At 59.4% G+C, this 14468-nt stretch carries 10 protein-coding genes; all 10 read right to left on the bottom strand.

The window, feature by feature from the left end:
• Nucleotides 1-5: 5 nt before the first annotated feature.
• On the bottom strand, nt 6-3230 hold the full coding sequence (locus LOY43_RS09670) for a transporter substrate-binding domain-containing protein (protein WP_258709520.1): 3225 nt from the start codon (nt 3228-3230) through the stop codon (nt 6-8).
• A gap of 10 nt (nt 3231-3240) precedes the next feature.
• Nucleotides 3241-3867 (bottom strand): response regulator transcription factor, encoded by a 627-nt coding sequence (locus tag LOY43_RS09665; protein ID WP_095047677.1) that lies wholly within the window; start codon nt 3865-3867, stop codon nt 3241-3243.
• A 135-nt stretch (nt 3868-4002) separates the two neighbouring features.
• A complete protein-coding gene (locus LOY43_RS09660; RefSeq protein ID WP_095047678.1) occupies nt 4003-4446 on the bottom strand; it encodes a chemotaxis protein CheY in 444 nt (147 codons plus the stop codon).
• 89 nt (nt 4447-4535) lie between these two features.
• The gene (locus LOY43_RS09655; protein WP_176471256.1) at nt 4536-5744 is read right to left on the bottom strand and encodes an EAL domain-containing protein; all 1209 of its coding nucleotides are present in this window, start codon (nt 5742-5744) and stop codon (nt 4536-4538) included.
• Between the two features lie 73 nt (nt 5745-5817).
• Complete coding sequence (locus tag LOY43_RS09650) at nt 5818-6228, bottom strand: hypothetical protein (protein ID WP_095047679.1); 411 nt, start codon at nt 6226-6228, stop codon at nt 5818-5820.
• A gap of 167 nt (nt 6229-6395) precedes the next feature.
• Entirely contained in the window at nt 6396-8570 is a 2175-nt protein-coding gene (locus tag LOY43_RS09645; protein WP_095124836.1) for an autotransporter outer membrane beta-barrel domain-containing protein, read from the bottom strand.
• Nucleotides 8571-8800: 230 nt separating this feature from the next.
• On the bottom strand, nt 8801-9574 hold the full coding sequence (locus LOY43_RS09640; protein ID WP_258709519.1) for an OmpA family protein: 774 nt from the start codon (nt 9572-9574) through the stop codon (nt 8801-8803).
• Between the two features lie 10 nt (nt 9575-9584).
• Nucleotides 9585-9998: a DUF4398 domain-containing protein gene (locus tag LOY43_RS09635; protein WP_256579867.1), complete on the bottom strand. Its 414-nt coding sequence runs from the start codon at nt 9996-9998 to the stop codon at nt 9585-9587.
• A gap of 130 nt (nt 9999-10128) precedes the next feature.
• The gene (locus tag LOY43_RS09630) at nt 10129-13764 is read right to left on the bottom strand and encodes a transporter substrate-binding domain-containing protein (RefSeq protein ID WP_256579868.1); all 3636 of its coding nucleotides are present in this window, start codon (nt 13762-13764) and stop codon (nt 10129-10131) included.
• On the bottom strand, nt 13765-14391 hold the full coding sequence (locus LOY43_RS09625) for a response regulator transcription factor (protein ID WP_093431991.1): 627 nt from the start codon (nt 14389-14391) through the stop codon (nt 13765-13767).
• Between the last annotated feature and the right edge of the window lie 77 nt (nt 14392-14468).

Raw genomic sequence — 14468 nt, 5'->3', positions numbered from 1 at the left:
GCCCGTCAGATTTGCAAGCGTTGCGCGAGTCCGGCCATGGCCTTGCGCAACGTCTCGCTCGCCACGTCCAGCGGCGCCGCGTGCGTCTCGCGACACGCCTGCTCGAGCGCTACACATGCCGCCACCACCCGCGCCGCGCCGACCATCTGCGCCCCACCCTTGATGTGATGCGCCAGCTCGCGCAACCCTGCGCGATCCTGCTCCTGCTGCAAAAGCTCCAGACGTTGCAGATCGAGGCGCACGCTGTTCAACACTTCCTTGCGCAACTGTTCGATCAAGGCACGATCATCCCCAGCCATTTGCTCCAGCGTGCTCAGGTCGATTTCCGTCAGCGCGGCCACCTCGCCGGGGTCCACCGTCTTCTCGCAATGACTGGCAGCCGTCAACGCCTGCGCCAGGTCGTGCAAGCGGATCGGTTTGAACAGGCATTCGTCCATGCCGGCATTCAGGCAGCGCGTCCTTTCCTCAGCTTGCGCATTGGCGGTAAAGCCGAGGATCAGACAAGGCTTGCGGCCGGCATGCGACTCGGCATCGCGGATGGCCCGCGCCAGTTGGTAACCGTTGCGCCGCGGCATGTTGCAATCGGTGATCACCACATCGAACGCCTGCGCCCGCCACTGCTTCAGGCCTTCATCACCGTTCTCGGTGTCGACGGTGCGATGGCCGAGTTCACTCAACTGCCAGCACAACAGCAATCGGTTCACCGGATGATCGTCCACCACCAGAACACTCAGTGAAGCCGTTACCGCAAGCGCTGCTTGCGGAGCACTTGGCGCGCGAGCCAGAGCAGCCAACAACGGCAGTTCAAGACTGACTTCGACGCGTGTGCCTTCACCCGGTGCACTGTCAAGCCGCAGCGTACCGCCCATCATTTCACAGAGGTTGCGACTGATGACCAGCCCCAGCCCGGAACCACTGCGGGCTGATTGCGAGTCATGGCTCGCCTGCACGAAAGGGTTGAACAGCCGTCGTCGGTCGTCGGCGTTAATCCCCACCCCGCTGTCTTCAATAAGCACTTTCACACTCAGGCGTTCCGCCGTCGCGGTGGTCACCGTCAGCCGTAGACTGACCTCGCCCTCCTCGGTGAACTTGATCGCGTTGCTCAACAGATTCGACAGCACTTGTTTGAAGCGCGTCGGATCAATCAGCACGTCAATGTTGCTGCGGGCATCAAGTTCGATGTGCCACAACAAGCGCTTCTGCCGCGCCAGCCCTTCAAACACTCGACACACCGACACCACCTGCTCACGCAGGTTGGCACGCTCAGGCACGAGGGACAAATGCCCGGTCTCGATCCGCGCGATGTCGAGGATGTCGCCGATCAACGCCAGCAACTGTTGCCCGGCGTTGGATGCCACCTGAATCGCCAAGCGATCGGTCACGCCTTCCTCGGCGCGCTTCAAGGCCAGTTCGAGCATGCCGATCAAGGCGTTCATCGGCGTGCGAATTTCATGGCTCATGGTCGCCAGAAACGTGGTCTTGGCGCGATTGGCATCATCTGCCACGTCCTTGGCTTCCTGCAATTGCTGCAACCATTGCTGGCGGCGGCGAATCTGTTGGCGTTGAAAAACGATCCAGGCCAGCGCAAGCGCCAGCAACACCGCCGCACCGGCAAAACCGAGGAGAATCTCGCGACGATGGCGTAACCAATAACTGTCTTCCACCACCACATCGTGGCTCCAGCGCTCTACCAGTTCGTCCATCTGTGGCGGGGCGATGCTCAACAACGCCTTGTTCAGGATCGAATGCAATGCCGTCATCTGCGGTGCCGTCGCCAACGCAATGCGCGCCGGTTGATCGCCGATGGTGCCGGTAATGCGCAGACGCTCACGGTAGTGACGTGCGATCAGAAAGCGCGCCACCAGCAATGAACTCACCGTGGCATCGACCTGACCCTTGGCAATCAACGCCACGCCTTCAGCGGGGCTTTTGACTTCGACCAGACGGATGCGCGGCACGCGGCTTAACAGGTAAGCACGTAACGGATGGCCGCGATAAATCGCCAGCCGTTTATCGGCCAGATCATCGAGGTTGAGCGGTCCCTGCGCGGTGATTGCGCTGACCAGCACAAACGGATTATTCAGGTAGGCACGGGTAAATTGCAGTTCGGCCTCGCGCTCGCTGCTCGGTGTCACCACCGGCAATACATCCAGTTCACCGGCCTTGAGCTGTTCGATCTGCCGATCCAGCGACGTCCCGCGCACGATCTCGAAGTTCAACCCGCTGCGCTGGCTGATCAGACTCAGCAGTTGCGCCGACAGTCCGCTGAAACGGCCATCGGCATCAAAAAATGTCAGCGGCGCGAAATCTTCGATGGCTCCAACCCGGACAACTGGATGCTGGTCCAGCCATTCCTGCTCATTCGCACTGAGCTGCACCCGCGACTGTTCAGCCATATCGGCGAGGCCGACGCTCCAGCGTAGCTCGATGCGCTGGCGCCGCTCCATGGGGATGGCCGTCAATGCCTTGTCGACGATGCGTTTGAGGCGCCCATCGCTGCGCAACAGCGCGAAGCCGAACGAATTGGCGTCCAGCCCGGCCGGACCGGCCAATTGCAGGTCGTTACGATAATTGGTGTTGATCAGGTAGTTGGCACTGATGAAGTCGCCCAGATAAACATCGTCCGCGCCGAAGGCCACCGCACCGAGCGCATCCATCGCCGACGGGTAACGCTGCACACTTGCCCGGGGATAAAACGCCTGCACGCTGGCCAGAGGCAGATAGTCCTCGACCATGGCCAGGCGCTTGCCGGCCAGATCGGTGGGCAATTGTTCATCGAGTCGAGTCACCAGCATCGGCTGATCTTCGGCGTAGGCACGGGACAGGATGAAGGCCGGGTCGGCGGCTTCAAAACTGTTGGAGGTCCCCAGCAGATCGAGATCGCCGCGTTTGAGTGCCGCCATCACGGCATCGCGGTTGGCGAAACGGCGGACTTCGATGCGCACGCCGAGCAACTGCCCCAGCAGGTCGGCGTAATCGGCGGTCAGCCCTTCGAGTTCCTGTTGATTACGGGTGATCTCGAACGGCGGGTAATCCGGCCCGGAAATGCCCATGCGCAACACCGGATGCTGACGCAGCCATTGCCGGTCCTGTTCATCCAGGCGCAGCTGGACATTTTCCAGTCCGGTACGGGTCAGCACTTGCAGCACCTGCGGCGTGTCGCTTGCCCAACAGGTGGCCATCAGCGTCAGCCACAGCCACAGCCAGACAATCCGGCGCCCCTGCCTCATGTCTGTCCGCTCAGATCACATGATTGCGCTTGGCGAAATCGCGCAAGTGTACCGCTGAGTTCACCCCGAGTTTTTTCATCAGACGGGTCTTATAGGTGCTGACGGTTTTGTGACTCAGGTGCATGTCCTCAGCAATCGCCTTGTTGGACTTGCCCCGCCCCAGTTGCGCGAAAATGCTCAACTCACGGTCGGAGAGCTGCTCGATCATCTGTTTTTCCGTGATCTGCACGGCATTCAGCGTACTGAAATGGTCCGGGAGCGCAGAGAAAAAGGTATGCCCCGACACCACCGCCCGGATGGCATTGCGCAACTGCTCCAACTGATTGGTTTTGGTCACGTAGGCCATGGCCCCGGCGCGCACACAGCGTTCCTGATAGAACATCGGCTCGTGTGTACTGAACACCAGCACTCGACAATGAAGATCATTGGCCTTGATCCGGGCCAGCACCTCCAGCCCGCCGAGCACTGGCAGATTCAGGTCGAGGATCACCAATTGAGGCTTGTGTTCACGAATAAGCGAGATCACCTCGTTGCCTTGGGACGCCTCGTATATCTGCTTGAATCCTTCGGCTTGCAACACGATCCGGATGGCGGCACGCACCACCGGATGATCGTCGACGATCAGCGCTAACTTCATGGCCACTCCCGGTGCAAAGACTGACGGTCAGGCCACCGATGGGGGCTGATCCAGACTCAGTGGCTGCACAGGGACTGTTGCATGGAACGGGGAGCAAAGCACCTGTCAGGTCTGACAGTTGCGGCCGGGGACTTTTTATGCATGCGCAACGTACTGCATCAGCGGGTGTGGCTTGTGAGCGGCCGGTTTACCTGGCTTTGCGGGCACATCGACCAGCGCCATCAACTGACTGATCGACTGTTTTGAAGGCAACGTCAAATGACTGATCTGCACATTCTCCTGAGCGAACCCCGAGGTCTGTTGCAACGGCGCCGTGCCTTCGTTATAGATCAACGCCTGACGAATCTGCGGGTTATCAAGGAAAAACCCCAGCAGATCCAGCGAACGCGCCGCCAGTTCGGCATTGATGACCACCACATCGAACGGCTCACAACCGTAGTCCACCAGCGTCAACAGCTCAGTGAGGCTTTGCACCGGGGCCACGCGGTAGTAATCGAGGCTGTTGAACAGACGCTCGATTTTCATCCGGTGGAAATGCTGCGAATCTGCTATCAGGATGCGCAGGGCTTTATTGATCATGCTCAATCTCCCGGTGTCACGGTTTCTGGGTGCGGCAAGACTACGCAAGCCACACGACAGGATCTGTAGGACTTTTCCTAAAAGAAGGTTCACTCATCCAAGTCACGCCGATCACTGTGCTGCTGCAACCAAAGCAACAGATCAGCCCCGGACATCGGCCGCGCATACCAATAGCCCTGCCCTTGGGAACACCCCAATGCCAACAGTTCACGGCGCTGTGCATCGGTCTCGATCCCTTCGATCACCACGCTCATGCCGAGGGTTTCACCCAACGCCAGTGTGCTGCTGATCGCCGCCCGGCATCGCGGTTCGTGCTCAAGATTGCGGATGAATTCGGCGTCGAGCTTGATCTCGTTGAACGGCAACTGACACAAGCGCTGCAAAGATGAGAAGCCGGCGCCGAAGTCATCGATCGATAGACGACAGCCCATCATTCGCAGGCGGACGAGGCTTTCCAGGCTGGTGGCCGGCGCTTCTAGCAGACCGCTTTCGGTCAGTTCGAAAGTCAGGCCTGCACCGCAAGCGCCGTGGTGCGCCAGAAGGTTCTTCAACGTGGTCGTGAGCTGCGCATTGGCCAACTGCACAGCGTGCAGATTGAACGCAACATTCAGGAAAACTCCCTGTGCACGGGCACTTCGTTGCACGCCCAGTGCCTGCTCGATCTGCGCAAACAGTAGCTCGTCGAGCAACCCGCAACGCTCCAGTACAGGCATGAACAAAGCGGGCGAAAGGATGCCGTGGGTCGGATGGAGCCAGCGGCATAGCACCTCTACACCACAGACCTCACCGGTCTGCAGGTTGAATTTGGGCTGATACCAGGCCTGCAATTGCTGCTGCGCCAACGCCTGACGAACCGATGCCTCACTGGCCAGCGTCACGGCAGCGGCCGTGGGTTGCGCCAGAGCAGGCCTGTCGAGGGATTTGCTCAGCAGATTCGCCAGCACTTGCACATGCAAAGGCTTGCCTACATCGCCCAGCAGTTCCAGGCCAAGCAACGCCACCATCTGATGCACCGCACGACGTAGGTCTGCCGACAGCGAACTACTGATGATCACCGACTTGACCTGCCCCGAGGCCCCCACCCGCTGCAGAAACTCCAGCCCGTCCATCCCCTCCATCTGCAAATCGCACAGGGCGACATCGACGGTACCGACTTCCTGCAAGAGCGCCAGCGCCTGAGCTCCGTCACTGGCCTCGAAGATTTCGCGACAACCCAGCGTACGCAGCATGTTGACCGCCACCGAGCGCTGGAACGCATGGTCTTCCAACACCAACACACGCAGCGGCAGAGCAGGCACGGCGATTGAGTCGTCGATGCCGGGAGCATGGTGTGTCGTGGCCAATGGCGTATTCGACTCGCCAGCAGAGGTCTCAACGGTTGTGGGATTGTTCATGAACATCGAGGTGCTCCAGCAAAGGGCCAAGGGTTTGCCGGTCCGGGGTACGGATCAGCATCAACTGTCGTCGGTGGTTGGCATAAATCGTCTGAGCCTGCGGCTGGCCGCGAACGGTGTCATGAATCACGCCGTGGCGAATCTGTGCATTGCTTGCAAAGAACCGCACCCAATCCACGCCAGTGGCGGCGATCAACCCCGCGTTGATGATCATCAGGTCAAAGTGCTGGAAGGGCTCGCTGGAGTAATGGGTCACGCCCAACAACTCACGAAACGAGTGCACCCGCGTCAGTTCGCGACAGCCCAGTTCTTTAAAGGTCTTGCCGATTCGGGCGTGCAACGCAGGCTCCTCGTCGGCAATCAGAATTCGCCAGCTTTTGTAGGACATTGGTTTCGACAGAGGTAGAAAAGGTCGCCGCTCGCGGCGTAAGAGGCGACACACTAGGCAAAACAGTCGTCAAAGCATGTAGGACGAGTCTGAAAAAACACCAAGAAATCTCCGACACCCTTTGAAGAACAACGCCACGTCGGAAGGATCCGACGTGGCAACCCGCCTCACCAAAGGTAGCGATACCCCAGGCTCACTCCGAATGGCTGTTCGATGCCATTGCCCTTGGCGTACTCGGCATCCAGCGAGATCTTGCTTTTCTCACTGACCTGCAATACGCCGCCGAAGCCGAGTTCGACGCGGTTGCCCGGCAGCTCGGCATCGAGTTTGTTGCCATTGACGCTGACCTTGCTGCTGCCGGCATGCTCGGTGATGTACGACGCTTTGACATACGGTTGGGCCTTCATGCCATTGCTCAGCTCCAGGCTGCGACCGAACAGCGAACCGACACGGCTTTGCAGTGAATCCAGATCATCGGACTTGACGCGCAGGCCGTTGCTGGCGGTGTAACTGGCCCCTTGGGTGCGGGTCGCAGTGATTTCCAGTTGCGGCTCGACGAACCAGCCATCCTTCAGATTGATGCGCTTGCCAACCTCGATATCAGCACCGACACCATTAGTGCTGTAGGAACCTTTTACCGCTTGCCCCAGATTGTTCGGCGTTTTGATGTCCGTATCGAAACGGCTGTACTTCAGGACGCTGTCAACGTAGACGCCATTGTCATTGAGGTAAGTGGCGTAAATGCCGAACATGCGGCTGTCGATATCGCCCGACGCCCCTTCACCGAAATCCAGATCGGAACGCGCAGTACCGACCATGCCACCGACATAAATCTTGCCGCTGTCCACTGCGAAAGCCTTGTCGGCACCGATTTCCAGACCGCTGACGTCCTGGGAATAGGCGCGGCTGGAATGCTCGCTCACATCGAAACGCTTGCCGATGGCGCGGGTCCAGAGCCCCCCGTCATCCTCGCCCATGCGCAACTCGCCGAGGCGCTTGACCAGAGCGTTCATCTGCGCGTTCCACAGGCTGGCGCCGGCGGTGTGCGCGGCGATGGCGGCGTTGGCCCCTTTGGACAGGTTTTCCGGCGCCGGGTCGATCGGGCGCGGCGGTGGCGTCACAGGGCCCACCGGATCCACTGGATTGACCGGATCAACTGGCGTCACTGGCTCCACCGGATTGCCGGGGTCTACTGGCGTCTCTGGATCCACCGGCGTTACCGGATCAACCGGAATCGCTCCCCCGCTCGCCAGTACCCAGTCATCACCCTGTTGGCGCAAGGTATAGCGGAATGCACCCGCATCGACGTGGCCGCCATACAGGGCGAATTTCGCGCTGCCGCCGTTCGTATCGACCAACAGCAAGCGGCCATCGGAGGTCGTCGGTTCATTACCGCTATCGCCGACGATCAACGTGTGATCACCACTGGCCATGCCGGCGCCTTGCACGATCAGCAAATCATCACGCTGATTGGCGATATCGGTATTCATCAAAATGCTGCCGCTACCGGAAAGAGCATTGACCGTAAGCGTCTTGAACGTACCGTCGCTGCCCGGCGCGAATGCCAGACGCCCGCCATTGAGGGTCAGCGAGTCCACCGTGTTCACGCCGTTCTCCATGACATTCACCGTGCCACCTGCGTCTGCCACAAGGCCATTGGCTTGGGCACCCGTGTAGAGATTGACCTGACCACCGTTGCTGACCGTACTGTTATTGGCCGTGCCAGTGGCGTACACGCTTTGGGTACCACCCTGCACGCGCGTGTCATTGGCCACCGCCCCGCCGACCAGGCCACGGCGCAGGGTTTGCTCACCGCCTGCGTTAATCACGCTGCCGTTAGCCACCGCCATGTTGATCAGGTTTTGCGTACCGCCAGCACCGACCTGGCTATCGTTGGCAATCGCCATGATATCCAGCGTCTGTACGCTGCCCGCATTGATCAGCGTGCGGTTGGCCGTGGAACGAGTGACGGTCTGCTGACTGGCATTGAGCACGGTGTCATTGGCAATACCGCTGGTGCCCACCATCTGTGAGCCGCCGTTATTGACCACCGTGCCATGGCTGACGCCACTGAGAACGTTTTGTGTCGCACTGTCTACTACGGTGTCGTAGGTCACACCGTTCTGAAATACGCTCTGCGTCCCACTACCGCTGACCGTGGTGCGATGGGCCGTGCCGTTGGTTCCGATCGATTGCACGCCGGTGGTAACGCTTTCGTCATAAATCACTGCCCCGCCATTGACTGAAGAGGTATAGGCACTGGCGTGCAGTGGCAGCAAAAACGCAATGGCGACGGCCACGGCGACTGGGTTGCGCTGGAACAACGGGGAACGGGTTTTCATCAACAGAACCTCACGTGCGCCCTCTTGGGCAACGGCGTAAATCGAGTTGAGTCAGAACCTTTGAGGGAACCGGTTCGCACTCGGGGAACCGGCAATTTAGAGAATCGAAGGGACTTTCTGAGTAGGATTTTTCCTTGTCTTTGTAGGAAATTTCCCAAGAGCATTGATCGGTCTTGACCCATGCTCAGATGCAAGAAAGCGAGCCCGTTGCAGGCTCGCTTGATCGCTCATCAGCCGCGTGCACCGACCACGCTTGAACCGTAAGAGATGATGACCTCCACCCGACGGTTGAGCTGACGGGAGCGAGCATTGCCGTTATCGGCAATCGGAAATTGCTTGCCGTAGCCTTTGGTGATCAGTCGATCAGCGCCGATGCCCATTTGCTTGAGCGCGAAAGCCACGGCGTCTGCGCGCCGCTCCGACAGACGCTGATTGAAATCGTCACCGCCGACATCGTCGGTAAACCCTTCGATGCGCACCTTGCGTTCAGGGTTGGCCGCCAGGTACTGCGCCAGTTGTTCGAAGTTGCGCTGGCTGCCGTATTTGAGATCGGCCTTGCCGGTGTCGAACAGCACATCGCCGAAGGTCACGACTTCCCCGCGCTGGGTTTTCTGCGCTTTCATCGCTTGCAGCGCCTTGAGCTGCTGAGTGCGCACGTCGAGTTGCACCTGGGTACGCTCGGCGTCGATTTTCTTCAGACCCGCCTCGGCTTGGCGGCCGGCAATGGTCTGCTCGGCCAGGGCGATTTTCTGGCTGGCCAGATAGGCCAATTGATCGACTTGCGATGCCTGGCGGTCCTTCTGCGACGCCTGGTCGGCCGCGTTCAACGCCGTAAAGGCAGACTTGGTTTCAATAGCTGCGAGGGTGTTGGCTTCCGGCTTGTTTTGCAGCGCCGCGAACTGTTCGCGGGCTTGCAGCAGTTGCGGGTTTTCAGGCGGCGTGGCGCAACCGGCCAGTGTCAGAGCGATCAGCGAAGCGATGGGCAACAGTTTGAAATTCGACATGAACAAGTCCTTATTGAGCGCTGGCTGGCGGATTGAAACCGGTGACCGGGTCTTGCAGCATTTCCTGCTTGAGCACCTCAATGCCATTGCGCGCGTCAGCCAATTGTTTCTGCCATTTCACAGCGCGCGATTTACGTTCGGCGAGGTTGGCATCGGCTTCGATCTGTTCGGCCAACAACTTGGCTTGCGGGTAGTTTTTCTCACCGAGGGCGCGTTCCATCTGGAACATCTTGTCTTGCGCTGCCTTCATTTCCAACGGTGCGTATTGGGTTGCTTCGGCCGACACCGCACGGTTGACCGCGTCCTTGGACAAGCTGATCTGTTGCTCTGGAAGCGGCGCGCTGGCGCAGGCACTCAACGCCGCAGCGACGGCCAGTCCAGAGACGGCCAATCGTGCACGGGAAGACATACGTGGAAGGGTCATCAACAGCTCCAAATGTTAACCAGTGAAGTGAGCTCGGCTGTATGCCGAGACCACCGCACGTTAGCGACAGAGAGCCAGTGACGAATGTAGGAAAATTCGCAAGAACGACAGGGAAAATGGAAATAGATTGCTACGCCAGACGCTCATCCAGTTGTGCCGCCAAACGCTCCATCGATTGCTGCAAGGCATCCACCGCTTCGGTCAGAACCTGCGTGTCGAGACCTTCGCTGGCAACTTCCAGCGCTTCACAAGCCTGGATCAGTGAGTGCGCCTTGATAATGCGTGCGCCGCCCTTGACCCGGTGGGCCAGATTAGCGAGCCCGGGCATGTCGTGCTGGGTAAACAGGCGCATCAGTTTGGCCATGTCCTGCGCATTGCTCGTGGCCAGATCGCTCAACAGACTGTTGATCGACGCGCGGTCGCCACGGGTCAATTGTTCGAGGCTGCCCAGATCGATGTCACCGATGCCGACATCGCCGGGCTCGTCTTCAGTCGGTGAACGAGGCCGTGGAACGACTGCGGCCAGACGCAGATTCAGATCCCTGAGGCTGATCGGTTTGAACAGGCAATCGTCCATGCCGGCCTCGGCGCAACGATCCTTCTCCTCGGCCAGCGCATTGGCGGTAAACCCCAACACCAGGCTGCGCGCCAATCCTCGCGTCGCCTCTTCATCGCGGATCGCCCGGGCCAGTTCGTAACCATTCATGATCGGCATGTTGCAGTCGGTGATGACCACGTCGAACGTCTGGTTGCGCCAGGCACGCAGGCCATGGGCGCCGTCCTCGGCATCCGTCACCCGGTGGCCCAGATAACTCAACTGCTGCGACAGCAGCAGACGGTTGGCCGGGTAATCGTCAATCACCAGAATATTCAGACAGTGACTGGCCTGCAGTGCCACGTTTTCCTCGACCGGCGCGGCGTCCAGAGGATCGAGTGTCGGTAGATTCAACCGCACCTCGATCTGCGTGCCCTGCCCCAACTCGCTGGTCAGCGCGAGGCTGCCGCCCATCATTTCGCACAAGGTGCGACTGATCATCAGCCCCAGCCCGGAGCCGCCCTGGGCCGACTGACCATGGTTGGCAGCCTGGGAAAACGGCGTGAACAATTGCGCCTGATCCACAAGCGAGATGCCGCGCCCACTGTCGGTCACGCGCAAGCAAAGGCGCAGTCGATCATCACTGCCAGTCTCGACCTGCACGCTCAATACCACCTTGCCCACATCGGTGAACTTGATCGCATTGCTCAACAGGTTCGACAACACTTGCTTGAAACGCAGCGGATCGATCAACACGTCGACGTTGCTCAGGGCGTCCAGATCCAGTTGCAGACGCAACTGTTTCTGGCGCGCCAGGCCTTCAAAAATGCGCGCAACCGATTCAATCAGTTCACGCAGATTGGCGCGTTCCGGCGCCAGCGACAGGCGCCCGGACTCGATCCGTGCAATATCGAGAATATCGCCAATCAGGTCCAGCAAGCCCCGCGCTGCGCCCGAGGCCACTTCAACGGCAAAGCGATCCAGTACACCTTGATCGGCCTTTTTCAGCGCCAGTTCGAGCATGCCGATGATGGCGTTCATCGGCGTCCGAATTTCATGGCTCATGGTTGCCAGGAACGTGGTTTTGGCGCGGTTGGCGTCATCGGCAACATCTTTGGCGATTTGCAGTTCCTGCAACAGATGCTGACGCTCGCTGACATCGATCCAGCCAGCGATCATGCCGGTGACGGCACCATCGCTGCCACGGTATGGCAGCATCCAATGATAGATGGTCAGCGCGCGGCCGTCCGCCAGATTCAGGCTGCGGTCCTGGATGCTCGGCAAGCCGTCCTCCATCACCCGTAGATAATCATCCTGAAACGTCTGTGCTTGCTGCATATCGCTGAGCACGCCGTCCGTGACCAACTTGCCGATGACCGCTTCGCGCTCGGTGCCAAACACTTGCAGATAACCACTGTTGCAGATCACCAGGCGACCTTCGCGATCGCGCACGTAGATCGGATGCGGCGTGCCGTCGATCAGCACGCGCATGAACTCCATCTGATCGTTCAGCGCGATTTCCGCCTGACGGCGCTTGCGCATCAACAGACGCAGATAAGCGATCCAGCCCAGCGCCACCAACAGCAACACGCCGGCGATCACGAAGCCCTGGATGATCATGCCGCGATTGCGCAGCCAATAACTGTCATTCACCACCACTTCGCTGCGCCAGCGGTTGGTCAGCTCATCCATTTCCTCCGGGCTGATGCTCAACAGGGCCTTGTCGAGAATCGAGTACAGCTCCAGCGCACCGCGACTGGTGGCCAGTGCGATGCGTGCAGGCTGGGTGCCGACAGTACTGGTGACCTGCAATTTGTCGCGGTACTGACGCGAGATCGTGTAGCGGGCACTGACCAGTGAGTTGATCGCGCCGTCGACCTCTCCCAGCGCGACCATCTCCATGGCTTCGGCAGCATTGTCCGCCGGCACCAACTGCACATTGGGGTATTGCTCGACGAGGTATTCACGCAAGACATTGCCGCGAATCAGCGCCAGACGTTTGCCGGCCAGTTGATCGAGCGTCTGCGGCTCGTCGCCACGGCGCATGACCAACACGAACGGATTGATCAGGTACGGCCGGGTAAAGCGCAGTTCGCCTTCGCGCTCAGTACTCGGGGTGAAGGCGGCGAGCATGTCGGCCTTGCCGCTGGTCACCTCGCCGATCAGGTCGCCCACCGAATCTACGCGCTGCATATCGAATTGCAGACCCGTGCGCAGGCTGATCTTGGCCAGCACGTCAGCGCTGATGCCGCGAAAGTTTCCGGCCTGATCGACAAAGGTCAACGGCAGAAAGTTTTCGTTGATCGCGACTTTGATACGCGGATGGTGATCCAGCCAACGCTGTTCGTTCACGCTGAAATGCAGCCGATGCTGGCCGGGAATGGCCACCCCGCCGACACTCCAGCGGCGCCGGATGCTCATACGCTCTTCCGCAGGAATGACCTTCAACGCCGCATCGAGAATGTGCAACAACCGGGTGTTTTCCCGGGTCACGGCAAAACTGAAGGGCTGGGTTTCCATGCGCGAAAAATCGCTGAGCTGAACGTTGTTGAGGTAGTTCTTCTTGACCAGGTAATTGGAGCTGAGCAGGTCGCCCAGATAGACGTCAGCCTGACCGAACGCCACGGCACCGATCGCCGTCAGTGTCGAGGGATACAGTTGCACGTCGGCTTTTGGGTAAAACGCCTTGACCGTTTCCGGTGGCAGGTAGTGATAGAGCATCGCCACCCGTTTGCCCGCCAGGTCTTCCGGCAGGTTGTGACTCTCATCGATGCGCGTCACCAGGGTCGGGTTATCGTCAGCGTAAGGCGAAGAGATTGCCAGTTCGGGGTCCGCCGCCTCAAAACCGTTGGCGGTGCCGATCATATCGATCTGGCCGTGCTTCAGCGCCGTCAGCAGATCGCCGCGCGAGGCGTAGCGCCGGACCTCGACCGTGACGTGCAGCAATTGTTCGATCAGTTGTGCGTAATCGGCCGTCAGGCCTTCGTAATCATTGCCGTTGCCGGTGATCGCAAAAGGCGCGTAATCAGGGCTGCTGTCGCCGAGCAACAGACGCCCCTTGCGGCGCAACCAGCTCCAGTCCGGCTCATCGAGTGGCACGGCATACTCGTCGACATCCGAGCGACCGAGCAATTGCAATGTATCGGGCTGCGTCGCGGCCATGGCCTGCAGCAACGACATTGAGCCGAACAGTGCCAGACCGGCCAGGCAATTTCTGACGAAAATAATCATCTAGAGCAGGTTGTTACGCTTGGCAAAATCGGCGAGGTACACCACCGACTTGACGTTGAGTTTCTCAATCAGCCGCGTCTTGTAAGTGCTGACGGTTTTGTTGCTTAACAGCATGGCTTCGCCGATTTCCTTGTTGCTCAAACCCTTGGCCAGTTGCTGCAGGATCGTCAACTCGCGATCAGACAGACTTTGAATCAGTTCCAGATCGGTGGCCTGCGCATCGCTGCGGCGCACCGAGCTACTGGCCAGATTGGGGAAGAAGGTATAGCCGTCCATCACCACCTTGATGGCTTTGACCAACTCGTCGAGGTCGTTGGTTTTCGACATGTATCCGGCTGCGCCAGCCTTCATGCAGCGCATGGAATAGAACTGTGCCGACTGCGACGTCAGCACCAGGACCTTGCAAGACAGGTTCAGCGCGCGGATACGCGAGATCACCTCCAGGCCGTCGAGCTTGGGCATGGCGATGTCCAGAATGATCAGGTCGGGGGTATGTTCGCGGGCCAGCTGCACAGCATCGGCGCCATTGTCCGCTTCCGCGACGACTTCGAAATGTTCCTGTTTCAACAGCATCTTGACCGCAGAGCGAATGAACGGGTGATCGTCCACGATGATCGCTTTCAACATAAAAACCCCTGTAAGACGTTGATCAACTACTTGGCAACGCCACAAATAACAATGGGACAGCAGTCCAGATGCTCCAC

This window comes from Pseudomonas sp. B21-041 (assembly GCF_024748675.1).
Lineage (GTDB): Bacteria > Pseudomonadota > Gammaproteobacteria > Pseudomonadales > Pseudomonadaceae > Aquipseudomonas > Aquipseudomonas neuropathica.
The sequence above is the reverse complement of the archived record's forward strand: the minus strand, read 5'-3'. Positions and strand labels throughout refer to the sequence as shown.